14 protein-coding genes are annotated in these 17,083 nt (G+C 63.3%); 7 read left to right on the plus strand and 7 right to left on the minus strand.

Annotated elements, in window-relative coordinates; genetic code table 11:
• Positions 1-76 precede the first annotated feature (76 nt).
• From eda to ACVWZ7_RS14220, 5 genes are read right to left on the minus strand one after another with little or no spacing between them, the layout of a single operon-like run.
• Positions 77-739, minus strand: a complete 663-nt coding sequence (gene eda / locus ACVWZ7_RS14200) for a bifunctional 4-hydroxy-2-oxoglutarate aldolase/2-dehydro-3-deoxy-phosphogluconate aldolase (protein ID WP_116766213.1) — start codon at positions 737-739, stop codon at positions 77-79.
• Positions 729-1,643, minus strand: a complete 915-nt coding sequence (locus tag ACVWZ7_RS14205; protein ID WP_456508246.1) for an MBL fold metallo-hydrolase — start codon at positions 1,641-1,643, stop codon at positions 729-731. Before ACVWZ7_RS14205 ends, eda begins: the two co-directional genes overlap by 11 nt.
• On the minus strand, positions 1,640-2,479 hold the full coding sequence (locus ACVWZ7_RS14210) for an ATP-binding cassette domain-containing protein (protein WP_456508247.1): 840 nt from the start codon (positions 2,477-2,479) through the stop codon (positions 1,640-1,642). The genes ACVWZ7_RS14205 and ACVWZ7_RS14210 overlap by 4 nt, the downstream gene beginning before the upstream one ends.
• Complete coding sequence (locus tag ACVWZ7_RS14215; RefSeq protein WP_456508248.1) at positions 2,476-3,531, minus strand: ABC transporter permease; 1,056 nt, start codon at positions 3,529-3,531, stop codon at positions 2,476-2,478. The genes ACVWZ7_RS14210 and ACVWZ7_RS14215 overlap by 4 nt, the downstream gene beginning before the upstream one ends.
• 50 nt (positions 3,532-3,581) lie before the next feature.
• On the minus strand, positions 3,582-4,637 hold the full coding sequence (locus ACVWZ7_RS14220) for a substrate-binding domain-containing protein (RefSeq protein ID WP_344366797.1): 1,056 nt from the start codon (positions 4,635-4,637) through the stop codon (positions 3,582-3,584).
• A gap of 137 nt (positions 4,638-4,774) precedes the next feature.
• Between ACVWZ7_RS14220 and glmS the strand changes: the two genes are divergently transcribed.
• From glmS to ACVWZ7_RS14245, 5 genes are read left to right on the plus strand one after another with little or no spacing between them, the layout of a single operon-like run.
• The gene (gene glmS, locus ACVWZ7_RS14225; protein WP_456508249.1) at positions 4,775-6,664 is read left to right on the plus strand and encodes a glutamine--fructose-6-phosphate transaminase (isomerizing); all 1,890 of its coding nucleotides are present in this window, start codon (positions 4,775-4,777) and stop codon (positions 6,662-6,664) included.
• Positions 6,621-8,000, plus strand: a complete 1,380-nt coding sequence (locus ACVWZ7_RS14230) for a sugar ABC transporter substrate-binding protein (RefSeq protein WP_344366793.1) — start codon at positions 6,621-6,623, stop codon at positions 7,998-8,000. The genes glmS and ACVWZ7_RS14230 overlap by 44 nt, the downstream gene beginning before the upstream one ends.
• Before the next feature lies 1 nt (position 8,001).
• On the plus strand, positions 8,002-9,552 hold the full coding sequence (locus tag ACVWZ7_RS14235) for a sugar ABC transporter ATP-binding protein (RefSeq protein ID WP_456508250.1): 1,551 nt from the start codon (positions 8,002-8,004) through the stop codon (positions 9,550-9,552).
• Positions 9,549-10,583: an ABC transporter permease gene (locus ACVWZ7_RS14240; RefSeq protein WP_456508251.1), complete on the plus strand. Its 1,035-nt coding sequence runs from the start codon at positions 9,549-9,551 to the stop codon at positions 10,581-10,583. Before ACVWZ7_RS14235 ends, ACVWZ7_RS14240 begins: the two co-directional genes overlap by 4 nt.
• Positions 10,584-10,634: 51 nt before the next feature.
• A complete protein-coding gene (locus ACVWZ7_RS14245; protein WP_456508252.1) occupies positions 10,635-11,429 on the plus strand; it encodes an SDR family NAD(P)-dependent oxidoreductase in 795 nt (264 codons plus the stop codon).
• 445 nt (positions 11,430-11,874) lie between these two features.
• Here ACVWZ7_RS14245 and ACVWZ7_RS14250 read toward each other — a convergent pair whose 3' ends face one another.
• Positions 11,875-13,692: a glycoside hydrolase family 15 protein gene (locus tag ACVWZ7_RS14250; protein WP_456508253.1), complete on the minus strand. Its 1,818-nt coding sequence runs from the start codon at positions 13,690-13,692 to the stop codon at positions 11,875-11,877.
• 944 nt (positions 13,693-14,636) lie between these two features.
• On the opposite strand from ACVWZ7_RS14250, the gene ACVWZ7_RS14255 reads away from it, so the two are divergent.
• Both ACVWZ7_RS14255 and ACVWZ7_RS14260 read left to right on the plus strand, forming a co-directional pair.
• Positions 14,637-15,020, plus strand: a complete 384-nt coding sequence (locus tag ACVWZ7_RS14255) for a VOC family protein (RefSeq protein ID WP_344366782.1) — start codon at positions 14,637-14,639, stop codon at positions 15,018-15,020.
• A gap of 178 nt (positions 15,021-15,198) precedes the next feature.
• Positions 15,199-15,963 carry a DUF4386 family protein gene (locus tag ACVWZ7_RS14260; protein ID WP_456508254.1) on the plus strand — a complete coding sequence of 255 codons (765 nt, stop codon included), beginning with the start codon at positions 15,199-15,201 and terminating at the stop codon, positions 15,961-15,963.
• A gap of 133 nt (positions 15,964-16,096) precedes the next feature.
• On the opposite strand, the gene ACVWZ7_RS14265 is transcribed toward ACVWZ7_RS14260, so the two are convergent.
• Positions 16,097-17,017 (minus strand): aldose 1-epimerase family protein, encoded by a 921-nt coding sequence (locus ACVWZ7_RS14265; RefSeq protein ID WP_456508255.1) that lies wholly within the window; start codon positions 17,015-17,017, stop codon positions 16,097-16,099.
• Positions 17,018-17,083: the final 66 nt, after the last annotated feature.

The following is a 17,083-nucleotide window of genomic DNA, read 5'->3' on the forward strand; positions in this document are numbered from 1 at the left end:
GTTTTCTCCTCTTGGATGATGGAACTTGCAGAAAAGTGTTGGGGTAGGGCCGTGACCCGGCGGGACGCGGCGGCCGTTACGATGATGCCGCGTGGGATCGGATCGCGTCGGCGGCGAGTTCGGCAGCCTGCGCGGCGTTGGTGCGTATTTCTTCCCAGCGACGGCCTGCGACGGCGTCGCGGGTCGCGATCCAGGAGCCGCCACACGCGACGACGGAAGGCTGTCCCAGCCAGGCTGTGACCGTCTCGGGCGTGATTCCTCCGGTCGGCATGAAGGACACGTCCGGGTACGGTGCGCTGAGCGCCCGGACCAGCCGGATGCCTCCTATGGCCTCGGCCGGGAAGAGTTTCAGCAGTCGCAGCCCAAGGGACCTGGCTGCCTCAATTTCCGTCGGCGATGTGACGCCGGGAATGATCGGCACGAAACGTTCCCGGGCGCGCCGGACGACGGCGGCGTTGAGGCCGGGAGAGACGATGAAGTGCGCGCCGGCGTCTGCGGCGGCGTCCACGTCCTCTTCGGACAGTACGGTGCCGGCTCCCACCAGAAGCCCGGGGACGTTCTCGACCATGCGGGCAATTGCTTCGGCGGCCGCATCCGTTCTGAAGGTGACTTCCGCGATGGGAAGACCGGCTTCGACCAGCGTCCGGCCGAGCGGAATAGCGTCGTCGGCATATTCGATCTCAATGACGGGAACAATGGCGAGCCGGCGAAGCGTATCTTCCAGATCCTCAGCGTTCATGACTGATGCTCTCTTCCTGCAGGACAGCGTCTGTCCTGGGTACGGTGACGCTGTAGGGTCGTCCGACGGTCGGGACCGTCCACTGAAGATCTCCCGCAGTGCGGGCAAATTCGGCGGCGGCATCGTCGGGGTTGATGGTGTTGAAGTCGAAGAGTCCGAAGTGGTGCCCCACCATGGCGGGTATGCGCGCTGCCGAACACAGCCCGATGGCTTCTTCAACCGTGAAGTTTCCGGGTACGCCGTTTGTCAGCCGGTGGCTGTCGCGGCCGTTGATGGGCAGCAATGCCAGATCCACGCCGTGCTGACGGAGCAGTTGGGACTGGCCTTCGTAGGGGACGCAGTCGCCTGAGTGGTAGATCCGGAATCCGGCGATGTCGATGACGTAGCCCAGGAACACCGAGTCCCCGTGCTCGTCGGCTTCGAGTGTTTCGTGTGCGGCGGGAACTGCGGTGACCGTGATGTCCGGGGCCAGTTCGACCCGGTCACCGGCCGTGACCGGTGTGAATGAGCTGGCCGGGACGTGGCGGTCCAGGGCGATCTGGGCACGCGCCCTCGGGGCAATGAACCGGGGGCTGTTCCGCGTCTGGAGCGCCTGCACGGTAGCCGGGTCCAGGTGGTCGGTGTGGGCGTGGCTGTGAAGTACTGCGCTGACCCCTTGGATTTCTGAGGGGTCCACGGGCACTGGGTGGAGACGGGTGTGGGGGAATATGGTGCCGGCGTACTTGGTGGCGAGGCTGTCCGAGAGGTAGGGGTCCAGAAGTACCCTGCGTCCGACATGTTCGAGTGCAAATCCCGCCTGGCCCAGCCACCAGAATTTGATGTCCTCGGATGGTGTGGCTGCCTTGGTAAGGTAGCCCAGACCGGGTCCGTCTGCCAGGGTGCGAATGATGGGCTGGGAATTCATTGCCTCACCAGCCGCTCGGGGATGGATTCGGGATCATGGTCTTCCGGGGGTGCCTGGGCTCCGGTCATGAGGGAGACGGCGTCGTTCATCGTGATCTCGGTCTTCTGCACGCAAGCGATCCGCCGGCCGAGCCTCTGAATGTGGATTCTGTCGGCTACTTCGAAGACGTGCGGCATGTCGTGGCTGATGAGGATGACTGGAATTCCCCGGTCTCTGATCTCGGCGATGAGGTTGAGGACTTTGGCCGATTCCTTCACGCCCAGCGCGGCTGTGGGTTCATCCATGATGATGACACGGCTTCCGAACGCTGCTGCGCGGGCGACGGCGACGCCCTGGCGTTGACCGCCCGATAGTGTTTCCACGGCCTGGCCGATGTTCTGGATCGTCAACAGACCGAGGTCGCCGAGGATCTTCGCCGTTTCCTGGCGCATGGCCTTGCGGTCCAGCATCCGCAGTCCCCATCCAAGGGGTCCCGGCTTGCGGAGCTCCCGGCCCAGGAAGACATTGGCCGCTATGTCCCGGGCTGGGGCCAAAGCAAGGTGCTGGTAGACGGTTTCGATTCCTGCTGACCTGGCATCAAGCGGGGTGCGGAACCGTTCGGGTTTTCCTTTGACCCTGATTTCTCCTTCGTCGGGCACCACTGCGCCGGACAGGCATTTGATGAGGGATGATTTCCCGGCGCCGTTGTCTCCGATCACGGCGAGGACTTCTCCGGGGTACAGGGTCAGGTCCGCTCCGGCAAGTGCGGTGACGTGCCCGTAGCGTTTGACCAGGTTCCGGGCGGAGAGGATTGGCGTGATCTGCCGGATCCGGGCTGGGTTGCTTGTCGTTGTCATCCTGCGACCTTTCGTGTCCACTGGTCCAGGCCGACGGCCACGATGACCAGGACGCCTGTGGTGAAGACCTGCCAGAGCACGTCCACGCCTGTGAGTGTCAGACCGTTGCTGAACACCCCGATGATCAGGGCGCCTAGCAGTGTGCCGGGCACGTGTCCGCGGCCGCCGAAGAGACTGGTGCCTCCGATGACGACGGCTGTGATGCTGGCAAGGTTTACACCTTCTCCGGAGAACGGGCTGACGGAGCCGACGCGCCCGATGAGAAGCCATCCGGCAATGGCGCAGACGACGCCGGCGACGATGTAGACGCTCATGAGCACCCTGCTGGTGCGGATACCGCTCAGGCGCGCCCCTTCGGCGTTGTCTCCGACGGCGTAGATGTGTTCGCCCCAGGCGGTGCGCCGGAGGATGTAGCTGACGATGATGAAGGCTGCCAGGACGAGGACCGAGCCAAACGTTACCGGCGCCCCCAGAACACGAAACGTCTGGCCGGGCCACAGGAGCAGGTCAGGCAGTGCATTTGCCTTGACCGTCTGGCTGCCGGAGACATAGAGGTTAAGGGCGGTAAAGATGCTGAGGGTGCCGAGGGTCGCGATGAAGGGCGGTACCCGGAACCGGGTGACCAGGGCGCCGTTGAGGGATCCGCACACTGCACCGGTCAACAGAGCCAGGAGCAGCGCCAGCAGCGGGGGAGTGCCCGCTTCGGCGGCCAGCTTGCCGGCGATCACGGTGCTGAAGACCATGGCTGCCGCCACGGACAGGTCAATGCCTCCGGTCAGGATGATCAGGGTCTGTGCGATGCCGACCATGCCGATGATCTGGACCTGTTGCAGGATCAGGGAGATGTTCAGGGGCTCGATGAAGCGGGGTCCGACCGCGACGGTGAAGAAAATGCAGGCGAGGATGAGCACGGCAGTCGGCCCCAGCAATGGGTGGGCGTGCATGGCCCGCTGGATGCGGCCCAGGAGCGGGACTTGCGGCTGGTCGACGAGGCGTTCCCCGACCCGGCGCGGGGGTGCCGGCGCAGTTGGCGGTGATGATACGGACTTCATGGTGTGTACCTTCGCTGTTCAAAGAGGTGGTGTCCTGGGGGGAATGGGGCTCATCCCCAGCAGTTCGCCAGACCCCAGGCCGTGTCCTTGGAGTCGACTCCGGCGGCGGGCTTGTCGCTGATGAGCGTCACGCCCGTGTTGGTGAAGTCCAGGCCCTGGCTGGTTGCAGGCCTGGTGCCGTCCTTGATATAGGCGCTGATGGCCTGAAGTGCGTCACCGGCCATCTTCAGGGGAAACTGCATTGACGTGGCTCCGATGGCTCCGGCTTTGACATCCTTGACTCCGGGACAGCCGCCGTCGATGGAGACCACTGTCACTTTGTTCTCGAGGCCCGCGGCCTTGATGGATTCGAACGCGCCAGCAGCGGCCGGCTCGTTGATGGTGTACACGAGGTTGATGCTCCGGTCACGCTGGAGGAGCTTCTCCATGGCGGTCCGGCCGCCAGCTTCGTTGGCGTTGGTGACTTCGTGGCCGACGATGCGGGAGTCTGACTCGTCGCCGATCTTGGACTTGTCGGCGACGTCGATGCCGAACCCCTGGAGGAATCCTTGGTCTCTTTGGACGTCGACGGCGACCTGGGCGGGGCTCAGATCCAGCATGGCGATGCGGGCCTGCTTGCCGCTGAACTGGGTGGCGGCCCACTTCCCGATGAGTACTCCGGCCTGGAAATTGTCCGTGGCGTAGGTTGCGTCGGCGGCCGAGGCCGGATTGGTGGGGGAATCCAGCACGGCGACAAAGACTCCGGCGTCGCGTGCCTTCTTGATGGCGGGAAGGATGGCTTCGGAGTCGGAAGGGGCGATCATGATGCCCTTCGCTCCCCGGGCGATCAGATTTTCTATCGCTTTGACCTGGGAGTCATTGTCACTCTGGCCCTGGCCGGACAGCGCCTGCAGCTCGAAGCCGAGTTCCGCTGCCTTCTGCTGGGCACCTTCGCGCATCTTGACGTAATACGGGTTGTCGTCGGTTTTGGTGATGAGCCCGACGAGAGGTTTGGAACTGCCTGAGGCTCCGGAACATCCTGAAGCTCCGATGGCGAGTCCGGCCGCGATCAGGATGGCCACCGCGGTTTTGATCTTCGGTGCACGCCTTTGTGTACGGGACAACATTCTTCAAGAGCCTTTCTCGCGTCCACGAGCGTCGCCACTCTGAACTTTGGGGTGCTGTTGGTCACTACAGTAGCAGAAATTTTCAACCGTGCAATAACTTTTGGAAGAAAGTTCCAACCTCACGTAGGGTCGTTCTTATGTGTGGAATTGTGGGATATGCAGGCAGGGTGGGATCGGCTGAGGCCGGGGTGACGAGCTTGGCGGTAAGTGTGGTCCTCGAGGGCCTTCGACGCCTGGAATACAGGGGGTACGACTCCGCAGGAGTCGCGGTCCTGGCCGGGGGGAGCGTTCATGTGCGCAAGAAGGCCGGAAAGCTGGCGAACCTCGCGGCACTCGTGAAAGCGGAGCCCCTGCCGGCAGCAGCGGTAGGCATTGGGCACACCCGGTGGGCGACGCACGGGGCGCCGACCGATGTAAACGCCCACCCGCATCAGGCTGACGATGGCCGGCTCGCCGTCATACATAACGGGATCATCGAGAACGATTCACTTTTGCGGAGCCGGCTGGCAGCCCGGGGCCACGTGTTCCGTTCGGAGACCGATTCCGAGGTTGCGGCGGCCCTTCTGGCGGATAACTACCGCAGCCTGGATGGGGATCGGGCCGGCGACGGCCCTCTTGCCGCTGCGATGCGCCGGACATGCCAGGAGCTGGAGGGGTCCTTCACTATCCTTGCGGTGCATGCCGACCACCCAGGCCTCATCGTGGCTGCCCGCAGGGATTCCCCTCTCGTGGTGGGCCTTGGTGACGGTGAGAATTTCCTGGGATCGGACGTCTCTGGATTCATCGATTTCACGCGCCGCGCCGTCGAACTCGGACAGGACCAGGTTGTCACCCTCACGGCGGATGCGGTAGTCATCACCGACTTCAGCGGCCGACCCGCTGTGGGGAACGAATTCACCGTCGAATGGGAGGCCGCGGCAGCCACCAAAGATGGCCACTCTTCGTTCATGGCCAAGGAGATCCACGAGCAACCCGAAGCCGTCCGCCGCACCCTCAGTGGCCGGCTTGGCTCTGACGGAGCAGTTTCGCTGGGGGAGCTTGGAATCAGCGACAAAGCACTGGCGAGGATTCAAAAGATCGTCATCGTGGCCTGCGGCACGGCCTCCTACGGGGGCCAAATTGCCAAATACGCGCTCGAACGCTGGTGCCGCATACCCGTTGAAGTCGATCTAGCGCACGAGTTCCGCTACCGGAGCCCACTGGTTGACGACCGCACGCTCGTGATTGCCATCTCGCAATCCGGCGAAACGATGGACACCCTGATGGCCGTTCGATACGCGCGGGAACAGGGTGCGACGGTCCTCGCGATCTGCAACACCGTCGGCGCCACTATTCCCCGTGAAGCCGACGGGGTGCTCTACACGCACGCAGGACCCGAGGTGGCTGTAGCCTCGACAAAGGCGTTCCTGACCCAAGTGACAGCCACACTGCTGCTCGCTTTATATCTCGCCCAGATGCGGGGCTCCGGCGATCCGACGGAAATCTCAGCCGCAGCACGGGAACTGGCCGGCATACCAGGAAGGGTCCAGAGTGTGCTGGCGGGCGCAGGCCAAATCGAAGCTCTCGCCGCATCAATGGCCGACGTGACAGCAGTGCTCTTCATTGGTAGGCATGTCGGGCACCCGGTTGCCATGGAAGGGGCCCTAAAGCTCAAGGAGCTCGCCTACATCCACGCCGAAGGCTTCGCCGCCGGCGAGCTCAAGCATGGCCCGATTGCCCTCATCGAGCCGGGCCAGGCTGTCGTGGTCATCATGCCTTCGCCGGCCGCGAGCCCGGTCTTGCACGCGAAGATGATGTCCACAATCCAAGAAATCAAGGCGCGCGGGGGGCGGGTCATCGCCGTCGCGGAGGAGGGTGATGCCGCGACCACGGCGGATGCGTTGCTGACCGTGCCGGCGTCCAGCCCCCTGCTGGCGCCCCTGCTGACCGCCATCCCGCTGCAGCTCTTTGCAGCCAGCCTGGCCGGCGCCAAGGGGCTGGACATTGATCAGCCCCGAAATCTCGCGAAGTCCGTCACTGTGGAATGACACGCTCGGCCAAGGTGTAGAAATTCCTACCAAATATCTAGTTATGGTGGGAAATTCCTGCTACCTTGATGCTATTGCCAATGAGGGCAAGACCCATTGCGTCCCCAACTGGTCCCGGCCACCGAAATACTGCCGCCAGCCACTGCAATGGCATTCAGAGAGGCCCAACATGTTTCAACGGAGAAACCACAAACGGGGGAGCGCGGCCGTGGCCTTGCTTGCCTGTCTCATGCTGCTGACCACCGCCTGCGGGTCCGCGCAATCCAGTCAGACATCACAGACGAATTCCGCCGCTTCGGCAGCGTTTACAACCAAGGTCACCGCTGATGTCGCGGCAGCAACCGCGCCGCAGACCCCAACGACCAACCCCGTCCCGGCCAGCGCATCGCTCTCCACCGGGGCCAAGAAGATCGTGATCATCCCCTGTTCCATGGCCGTGGAAGGGTGCGCCCGACCGGCCCGTTCAACGCAGGAAGCCTCACGGCTCCTTGGCTGGGATGCGACCATTGACGACCCCGCAAGCGACAGCACCAAGATCTCTGCCGCTATTCAGCGGGCAGTTTCGCGGAAAGTCGATGCCATCGCACTGACGTCCATCGACGCCGCTGCAGTCCAAGGAGATATCAAGTCCGCGCGAGACGCAGGCATCGCAGTCACCTGCAACATGTGCGGTAACAAGGATGATCTGTACGAGTCATTGATTCCCGCCCTGGACGCTAACAACAAGGCGGGCTATCTGCTCGGTGAGTTCGCTTTCCTCGAAGCCCGTAAGCGCTTCAACTCGGCCCCCAAATTCATCGTCCTGACGGATCCGGAGTTCGACACCGTCAAGGCCCGGGTGAGTGGGCTTAAGCAGTTCATCGATGACTGCAAAGCCGCCGGAGCCGGCTGCGAGCAGGTCGCGGAAAGTTCCTTCCTGGCAGGTGAAATCAGCACCGTGGCCCCCGGACGGGTGGCCCAGCTCGCGCGCAGCAACCCCCGATACAACGTGCTGTTTGCAGGATTCGACGCGGCCATGCTGTTCTTCTCCCAGGGTCTGCAGCAGGCCGGACTGGCTGACTCCAAGAAGGCTTTCGGGATTTCCGTGGACGCGGACGTCGCCAACACAGAGATGATCCGCAAGGGCGGGTTCCAGGCGGCCTCCATCGGATTTGCCTTCGGCCGTGCCGGCTATGGCCAGGTGGACAATCTGAACAGGATCTTCAGCGGCCAGAAGCCCCAGGACCAGGGCGTCACTGGCAAACTCGTCACCGCCGAGAATGCCCCGGCCTCCGGCGGCTGGGATGGAGACTTCGACGCGGTGGGCCTTTACAAGGGACTGTGGAAGGTCAGCTGACATGACGACTTCCGATTCGCCCCGCACTGTGCTCACGGTGCGGGGGCTGTCCAAGACGTTCGTTGGGCAAAAGGCCCTCGACGCCGTGAACCTCGAGCTGCGCTCGGGTGAAGTGCACGCACTCCTCGGCCAGAACGGCTGCGGAAAGTCCACGCTCATCAAGTGCCTTGCCGGTTTCCATCACCCGGACGAAGGCGCCGAAATGACTCTGGACGGTGTGCCTGTCACCCTTCCGTTCGAACCCGCCCAGGCCGCGGCCATGGGTTTGGTGTTCGTTCACCAGGACCTGGGCCTTATTCCGAATCTTTCCATCACCGAGAATTTCGAAGCCTCAAGACGATACGGGACTGGGCTCTTCTCACGGATCCCGTGGTCCCGGATGCGAGAAAACACCACCGCAGAGCTGGCACTTCTCGGGCACCCGGATCTTGACCCCGACACGCCGGTCGGCCGTCTCCCGATCGCCCAACAGACCATTGTCGCCATAGCGCGAGCGCTGAGCTCGGCCGGCGAAGGGGCCAAGATCCTCGTCCTAGACGAACCTACGGCTGCTCTGCCCGACTCGGAAGCCGCGCTGCTGTTCAAAGCAGTCCGACGAGTCGTGGACAGGGGCGTGGCCGTCCTCTACGTCACCCACAAACTCGAAGAGTTGTCCGCATTTGCCGACAGGGCGACCATCCTGCGCGATGGCCGGAACGTGGAAACGGTCGACATAGCCGATACCGACCGGGACAGCCTCGTTCGGCTGATCGTTGGACGAGACGTGGAGGCCGTCACCCGCGCACATGGGCCACAGTTCACCGGACGAGAGCTCATGGACGTCCGCGGCATCTCCGGAAAACGGCTCCGGGACGTCTCGTTCACAATCGGGGCGGGAGAAATCATCGGGATCGCAGGAATGCTGGGATCAGGCCGGAGCGAACTCGCCCGGATTCTCTTTGGTGCGCAGGAACCCGTGAGCGGCACTATCAGTGTCCAGGGCAAAGAGTGTCGGTTCAGGACGCCCCGGGATGCGGTGGCGCGGAAGATTGCCCTAATACCGGAGAACCGGCGTCGGGACGGCGGGGTGCTCGACATGAGCGTCGGTGAGAACCTCACGATGCCATCAATCGGCCGGTTCTGGCACGGCGTCAGGGTGTCCAAAGCCGCGGAACGGCAATGGATATCGCAACAGATCCGCGACTATGACGTCAGGCCGGCTTCGTCCGGCAGGCTGTTCCGGGTGCTCTCCGGGGGAAATCAGCAAAAAGTTGTCATCGCCAAATGGTTAGAGACCAATCCCGACATTGTCATCTTTGACGAACCTGTCCAAGGAGTGGACATTGGTGCGCGGGCGGAAATATTCGACCTCATTAGCAGTGCGGCGGAACGGGGGGCCGCAGTCCTGTTGATCTCCTCCGAGATCGAGCAGATGATTGCCCTCAGTCATCGGATCCTCACTCTCCGGCGCGGACGGATCGTCGCCGACGAATCAACCACAGGCCTGACCGCCGGCAAGGTCACACAGTCGATGTACTTCGACGGTGAAAGAACTAAGGAAACAACACAATGACTTCGACCCTAGACCCGACGTCCGCAACACCGCCGACCAGCGACCCCCGGAAAACCGGGAAGCGTTTGATGAACAGACGGCCCAACGAACCTCTGTCGTTGTTCTTTGCCCGGATAGCACTGCCGCTGCTCCTGGTGCTGTTGATTGTCGTTTTCTCCGTTGCGGCCCCCGAGACATTTGCGACTGTTGACAATCTCAAGACGGTGCTGAATCTTCAGGCGGTTCTGACGATTCTGGCAATTGGACTCCTCCTGCCGCTCATCGTCGGTGAACTTGATCTCTCCGTCGCCGCCAACCTGGGCCTTGGACTGATTCTCGTCACCGGCCTGACATCCCAGCAGGGCGTGCCGGCGGTCCCTGCCATCATCATCGCCGTTGCGGCTTGCACCGCCGTCGGCCTCATCAATGGACTGCTGGTCAGCAAGGCCGGGATCAATTCATTCATCGTGACCATTGGCATGAGTACAATCCTCACGGGGCTGATTGGCGCCTACACGCTCGGCAACGTCTTCTATGAGAACATCCCCAAGGAGCTCACAGAGCTGGGACAAGGCAACCTTCTTGGCATTCCGTTGCCCGTGCTCGCCGCGGCGGCCATTGGACTGATCCTCTGGTACATACTGTCGCAGACACCTGCAGGGCGGTTTCTTTACGCCATTGGGGGGTCACGGGACGCCGCACGGCTCTCGGGGATCGCGGTACCCCGGCTCACAATCGGCGCCTTCGCCGGCGCAGGCGCCCTGGCCGGCATCGCCGGCGTCATCCAGGCAGGAATCCTCGGGAGCGGCAGCCCTACAGTGGGGCCACCGATGTTGCTGCCGGCCTATGCCGCAGTCTTCCTCGGCGCCACCGCATTCCTCCCCGGAACGTTTAATGTCTGGGGGACCATTGTTGCCGTTATCACTCTCCAGGTGGGCACCACGGGACTGGCCCTCATTGGCGCGCCGTTCTGGATTGAACCGTTGTTCACCGGTACTGCCCTCATCGCCGCCGTCGCCGCCACCCGGCTTCTGCGCGGCGAGGCCACCTAAGCCGGGCATGAAAGCCCAAGAAACCACCACATCAACGAGAAGGCGAATCACATGAACATCAATCTTGCGGGCAAGAAAGCCCTGGTAACAGGGTCCAGCCAGGGGATAGGCCTGGCCATCGCCAAGGGTCTCGCTGCAGCGGGAGCCACCGTGACAATCACGGGTCGCAATCAGGAGCGGGTGGAGAAGGCTGCCCAGGCCGTAAACAACCTCAACCTGCCGGGACGACTCACACCGCTTGCGGTTGACCTCTGCACAGAGGAGGGAACTGCCAAACTCTTCAGTGCGCTCCCTGCCGTGGACATCCTGATCAACAATCTGGGCATCTTTGAGCCGAAGTCGTTCTTCGACATCGATGACGACGAATGGATCCGGTATTTCGAAGTCAACGTCCTCACCGGAATTCGGACGGCCCGCCAGTATCTCCCCGGAATGATGAAGGACGGCTGGGGTCGCGTTGTATTCATCTCGAGCGAATCAGCGTTGCAGATTCCGCCCGAGATGATGCACTACGGCGCAACAAAAACGATGCAGCTGGGCATTTCCCGTGGTCTGGCGGAACTGACTGCCGGGACCGGCGTCACCGTCAACTCTGTCCTGCCCGGACCGACATTCTCAGAAGGCGTCTCCGATTTTGTCGTGAAGATGGGGGGAGATTCCCAGCTCTCCGCCCAGGAGCAGACAGATGATTTCGTACGGGAACACAGGCCCACATCGTTGCTGCGACGCGCGGCCACGACAGACGAAGTCGCCAACCTGGTCGTTTATCTCAGCTCACCCCAGGCCTCGGCGACTGTGGGTGCCGCTGTGTCCGTTGATGGCGGCACCCGGCGCGCGATCTTCTAAGCCGCAGTGAACGCCCAACGCAACTGTGGAGGGCGACAGGTACAGAGGCGTGGAGAGGGAACCCTTGGCACAGCGCCGGCCCTCTCCACGCCCGCTCCTGTCGTGACTTGCGGGCCGCATGATCTTTGTTCCAAGAGGGGCATTTCACCAACTAATCGCGTGCAGGCAAGACCGTGAAGCGGGCATTGTGTTTGCTGGACGGGAAGGAATGGGACGCCCAGGATTTCGCGGCCAAACCTAAGGCCTGGAGGACGCGCCACAGAAGCCACCTCCTATGCCTTGGCTGCGGCTCTCGCGCCTTCTTTCGAGACACCTCCAGGCACGGGAGCCGGGCATTCTTCGGCGCGAAGCCTCACGGGTGGGCCTGTCCTGTCGTCTCCTATAGTTACGGCGTCTTCAGGTACCTGCAGTAACGACCCCGCATTGCGTCCGGCTGCCCATTGGTTCAATGCTTCGGTTGGAGGCTTAGGCGGTCGACGCCGTGCATGGCGTCTGCGGCCCGCACCAGGGTCAGGTGGGAGAAGGCTTGGGGAAAGTTTCCCGCCATCCGATTGTCCTTCATTGAGTATTCTTCGCTGAGCAGGCCGAGGTCGTTGGAGAGTCCCACCAGCATGTCCATCAGGTTCCCGGCGTCGGTCCGGCGGCCCGAGCGAGCGTACTGTTCCACCAGCCAGAAGGAACACGCGAGGAATGGATGCTCACCCGGTTCCAATCCGTCAACGCCCGTCTCAGTGCGGTAGCGCAGCAGCAGTCCCTCCGCGGTGAGCAGCTCCCTTTCCAGCTGGGCGACGGTGCTGAGCATGCGCTCATCGTCATAGGCCAGGAAGCCAACCTGCGGCAAGGCCAGCAGGGCGGCGTCGGTCTGCTGGCCGCCGTAGGTTTGCGTGAACGAGTTGAGGTCCCGGTTGAATCCGAGATCGACGACTTCCGCGGCCAAGTTCTCACGGAGTCTCTCCCACTGCTCCACAGGACCCGGCAGTCCGTGGTCCCGAACGGCCCTCACCCCGCTGTCAAAGGCAGCCCACATCATGACTCTGGAGTGGGTGAAATATTGGGCATCGCCACGCACTTCCCACAGGCCGAAGTCTTTGTCCTCGAGGTGATTTTCCACGGATCCAAGCAGCGCCCGCTGAAGTGCCCAGGAGAAATGATCCTCTTTGCCCCCGGCGAGACGAAGTCTTTCAAGAGCCACCATCACTTCGCCGACCACATCGGCTTGGTACTGGGATACGGCGGCGTTACCGATTCGCACCGGTCTGGCATTCCGGTATCCGGGAAGGTGGGGCAGCTCCTTTTCCGTCAGGTCCCGTTCGCCCCCCACACCGTACATTATTTGCAGGTCCTCGGGATCGCCGGCGAGGGCCCGCAAAAGCCAGTTACGCCACTTGAGGGCCTCGGTCTCATAGCCATGCGTCAACATGGCCTCCAACGTCAAGGACGCGTCGCGCAGCCAACAGTAGCGGTAGTCCCAATTGCGCGTACCCCCAAAATCTTCAGGCAGGGAAGTGGTGGGCGCCGCGACAATGCCGCCGGTCTCATAGTGGGTGAGCGCACGCAGCACCAGCAGTGACCGCTTCACTGCCCCGCCGTATTTGCCGTCATCGCGGCAATTGCCGGCCCAGGTGGTCCAGTAGTCCACTGCGAGTTCGAGGGCAGCATCGACATCGATGGCCGCCGGCACATCCTCGTGTGAGGGGAACCATGTCAGTTCGAAGTCCACGGTCTGCCCCTGTGCAACCGTAAACTCCCCGGCATGCCGGTGACCTTCGGCCATCGGAAGGTAGTCTCCCCGTAAGGCGAGCGCGTCCGGACCCGACATGGCCAGCAGTATCTCCGCACGCCGAACCGCCGCGCTATCAAGGACCCGGCTTACCCAGGGCAACACGGTGGCGTATTGGGGTCGGATTCTTATCTCCTGGCGCATGAGGACGGTCCCGCTCAGTCCTGTCACGCGACGGACAAGACGCGAACGTCGGTCACCAACGGGCATGAATTCCGTCACCAACACCCGTCCGGTGTCGGTCTGCCACGTTGTCTGGAGTACGAACGTCGAGTCCACATAGTGACGATCAATCACGACGGCCTCTGGCGGGCTCGGCGCCAACAGCCATCGGCCGTGTTCCTCGCTCCCGAGTAGGGCGGCAAACACCGACGGCGAGTCGAAACGAGGGAAACACAGCCAATCCACGCTGCCTTGCAGGGAAACAAGAGGTCCGGTGTGAAGATCGGATAGCAGCGCATAATCTTCTATCGGTGCGGCCATGCTTCACTCAATCACGACGGGACGGAATCCAGATAGGCCCTGTCGTTGCCCGCCTCTCGAATTCCACCGGGTTTGTTCCGTCTGTGCCGAGCATCGGGCCGGAGGGGCAGTAGGTCACGCAGTAGTTTGCTTCATTCCCGGGAGCATCTCAGGCGCGGGTGAGTCGAAGTCCTGGAGTGCAGTCGAAGAAGGCTGGCTGTACGACGCGCGCAAACGGAATGATGAGCCATTGGTTCCCGTAGAACTCCACATAGGAGTCTGAGGGGCAATGTGCGAAGGCTTCTTCGCGAGTCATGTCGTCGTTCCCTTCCATGGTGTTCGAGCGGGTAGGCTTTGCCCGGGCCGCATCATCCTGACGCCTTCAGCCCTGAGACTTCCTGACCGCCGAGCGTGATGTCGGTGTGGTGCTACTCATCATCATAGCAGGAATTTTCCACCTCGTTATCTTTTTGGGAAGAAATTTCCCGTTGAAGACCTGCCCGGCAGGAACCCGGGCAGGTCTTCAACGACTTGGTGCTTCCCGTGAGACCGTGCTTCCCGGAGTCAGCGTCCGCGGTTGTGCATCACGTGTTTGGTGCGGGAGTAGTCATCGAGGGCGTAGATCGAGAGATCACGCCTCGGGGTTCCTTGGATACTGCAGGCGATGACTCCCTGTGGCGGTATAAGCAGGGCTTGATCACGGCTGCGCGAGGCAACGACGCCGGCGCGGCCGCTTCCATCAACGAGGCATCACTTCTCGATGCCTCGGAGCGGATCAAAGCACGGCTTGCCGCGCAGAACGTTGGCTAGGCGCGCCCCGCGGAGGACGGCGGCGGGCCGCCCCGCCGTCGTCGGATTCGATCCGCACGGAATGGACGTGGGAGCCTTCGACTCCTGCAACGGGGACCGCAAGATCGATGAAGATCCCTGAGCACCGTGCCCGGTTGTGCCGTAGGGTAGCGGTCATGGAACTCCGCCTCGAGGTCGTCCAGATACCCGTCTCAGACGTGGACCGGGCCAAGGCCTTTTACACTGAGAAGCTCGGCTTCGTGCTGGATCACGACGTCGAACACATACCCGGAATGCGCGTCGTCCAGCTCACCCCGCCCGGCTCGGCAGCCTCCATTGTCATCGGAACCGGGATGACCAGCATGGTTCCCGGTAGCTTGGAAGGTCTCCAACTGGTCGTGACGGACATGGCTGCCACGCGGAGCGAGCTGCTCCAACGAGGCGCGCCCGTCAGTGAGGCCCAAGACATGGGCGGGTTTGCCTTCGCGTATTTCAGTGACCCCGACGGCAACCGCTGGGTGATTCAGGAAATCCCGCTGAAGGACACCCCCAGCCGTTAACAGGCCGGGCTTATCGAGTTTGCGAGTGCCAGAGTAACGACGGTGAGAAGTTCCGGGCCTGTGCGCTGGCAAAGTGCGCGGCAGCAACGAGCCGTGGCATCGCGGGCGTGACCGGCGTAGCCTGCGCTTAGGCGAATACAGCGCGCACCTGCGCGTCGGCACGAAGCGGGCGGTGCCCATGAAGAAGTTCGGAACAGAAGACAGCCACAGCCCTCCGGCGGCTCCGGCCGAACCGGGGCGCCTGTCACCGCACCGTGGCTCATTGCGCCTCGCCGCCACCTTGGCGTTTGCCGGTTTCGTGGTATCCGTGGTTGCCGGGCTGTTCCACGCCGATTCGGCCAGCGCGAACGACCACCCTGCGACGTTCGCGGAGTACGCCCGCAGCGGCATCTGGACGGCCGTCCATCTCGGCCAGTTCGTCGGCATGGCGCTTCTCATCTCGGGGCTGCTGGTCCTGCTGGTGGTCCTGAAAACGCCGGACGGGGCCATGGCCTGGACGGCCCGGTTCGGCGCGGTGGCGGCGGTCGCGGCACTGGCACTGTATGCCGCGCTCCAAGCCGTCGACGGGGTCGCCCTCAAGCATGCCGTGGACGCGTGGGCTGCCGCGGCGGAACCGGAGAAGGCTGCCCGGTTCGCGACCGCCGAGGGTATCCGGTGGCTGGAGTGGGGCATGCGCAGCTACCAGAGCTTCATGCTGGGCACGGCCCTGTTCCTGACCGGCGCCGTGGTTGCCAGAGCACGCCGCGTCTCCCGGCTGATCGGCTACCTCATGGCGCTCTCCGGCATCGCGTACCTCGCCCAGGGCTGGATCATCGGGGCCGAAGGCTTCTCCCCGGCCAACACCATTCCCACGCTGGCAGGCATTGTCCTGATGGTGGTGTGGACCGTGTGGTTGCTGCTCAGCGCGTGGTTTGGCAACGATGCGCCGTCGGGGGACATGTGACGCGGGTAACGGGCCACTCACGGCCGAAGTCGCCGGAAAGCTGCCCGTTCGCCGGAAAGTTCCGGCGAATTCGCAAGTTTCCGGCGAATTCGCGCGTGGGAGCCGGGAGCGTAGCGGACATCGGCTCCCTGGATCAGGGCTGCCGGTAGCGGATACCCCAGCTGAGGTCCCAGGTCTCGCCGGGGGCCAGCCACCGCAACCCCTCGCCGCTGTTGAAGGCGTCGGCCGGAGCCGTCATCGGTTCCACCGCCACCGCAGTGACCGGGCCGTCTGCGCCGGGGAAGACCGGGGTGGTGAAGGCCTGGATGTAGCCAAAGGACGCATCCATGAACAATTGCACCTGGCTGCCGTCGGGGGCCTCCAGATAGTGCAGCGAGCAGCCGTCCGAGTCCCGGCGGACGTTGCTCCACGCATCGTCGAGGGCGACGGCGCCCACTAATTGCCCCGCCCGGAAGTCGTGGCGGGTTCCGTGGACAGCCGTGGTGGCGCCGGTCGGATTGAGCCGGTGGTCGACTTCGATGTGGGTGTCGGCATTGATGACGAGCGTCAGGTCCTCGGTCGGCACGGCACCCAGCCGTAGGAAGGGATGTGCCCCGACGGCGACCGGGGCTGCCCGGCTGCCGGTGTTGGCCAGGCTGTGGGTGACAAGGAGTCCGTCCTCGGTGAGCTGGTAGCGGACCGCCGTCGAAAGTTCAAAGGGGTAGCCCGGTTCGGGCGCGACGTCGGCGGTGAGCGTGATGCTATCGCCCGTCCGGTGTGCGACCCTGTACGCGGCGGCGGATAGCAGGCCGTGCAGGGCGTTGCCGTTGCCCGGTTCCGTGATCTCCAGTTGCTGCGGGACGCCGTCGTAAGTCCACTTGCCGTCGGCCACCCGGTTGGGCCACGGCACCAGGACCCAGCCGGCGCACGACGGCGGAGCGGACTGGGCGGGATAGTCCTGCAGGAGGGCGACGCCGTTGATTTCCAGGGCACGCAGGCTGGCGGCGATTTCCGTCACGACGGCTTTTTGGCTGCGGCCTCCCAGCGCGGCTTGTAGCTGGAAGTGCGCGCCCATCGGTGAAAGTGTCTGGTGCGGCCCCGGCTGGTTCCGTACGGCCTGGTGTTGCACTGCCTGATTCTG

It is taken from the genome of Arthrobacter sp. TE12232, from assembly GCF_054062615.1.

Excerpts from the sequence above, each read along its gene's own strand:
- ACVWZ7_RS14250 (WP_456508253.1), bottom strand. The coding sequence starts at position 13,692 with ATGGCCGCACCGATAGAAGATTATGCGCTGCTATCCGATCTTCACACC.
- ACVWZ7_RS14255 (WP_344366782.1), top strand. The coding sequence starts at position 14,637 with ATGGAACTCCGCCTCGAGGTCGTCCAGATACCCGTCTCAGACGTGGAC.
- ACVWZ7_RS14215 (WP_456508248.1), bottom strand. The coding sequence starts at position 3,531 with ATGAAGTCCGTATCATCACCGCCAACTGCGCCGGCACCCCCGCGCCGG.
- ACVWZ7_RS14260 (WP_456508254.1), top strand. The coding sequence starts at position 15,199 with ATGAAGAAGTTCGGAACAGAAGACAGCCACAGCCCTCCGGCGGCTCCG.
- ACVWZ7_RS14220 (WP_344366797.1), bottom strand. The coding sequence starts at position 4,637 with ATGTTGTCCCGTACACAAAGGCGTGCACCGAAGATCAAAACCGCGGTG.
- ACVWZ7_RS14245 (WP_456508252.1), top strand. The coding sequence starts at position 10,635 with ATGAACATCAATCTTGCGGGCAAGAAAGCCCTGGTAACAGGGTCCAGC.
- glmS (WP_456508249.1), top strand. The coding sequence starts at position 4,775 with ATGTGTGGAATTGTGGGATATGCAGGCAGGGTGGGATCGGCTGAGGCC.
- eda (WP_116766213.1), bottom strand. The coding sequence starts at position 739 with ATGAACGCTGAGGATCTGGAAGATACGCTTCGCCGGCTCGCCATTGTT.
- ACVWZ7_RS14240 (WP_456508251.1), top strand. The coding sequence starts at position 9,549 with ATGACTTCGACCCTAGACCCGACGTCCGCAACACCGCCGACCAGCGAC.
- ACVWZ7_RS14205 (WP_456508246.1), bottom strand. The coding sequence starts at position 1,643 with ATGAATTCCCAGCCCATCATTCGCACCCTGGCAGACGGACCCGGTCTG.
- ACVWZ7_RS14265 (WP_456508255.1), bottom strand. The coding sequence starts at position 17,017 with ATGGGCGCGCACTTCCAGCTACAAGCCGCGCTGGGAGGCCGCAGCCAA.
- ACVWZ7_RS14235 (WP_456508250.1), top strand. The coding sequence starts at position 8,002 with ATGACGACTTCCGATTCGCCCCGCACTGTGCTCACGGTGCGGGGGCTG.
- ACVWZ7_RS14210 (WP_456508247.1), bottom strand. The coding sequence starts at position 2,479 with ATGACAACGACAAGCAACCCAGCCCGGATCCGGCAGATCACGCCAATC.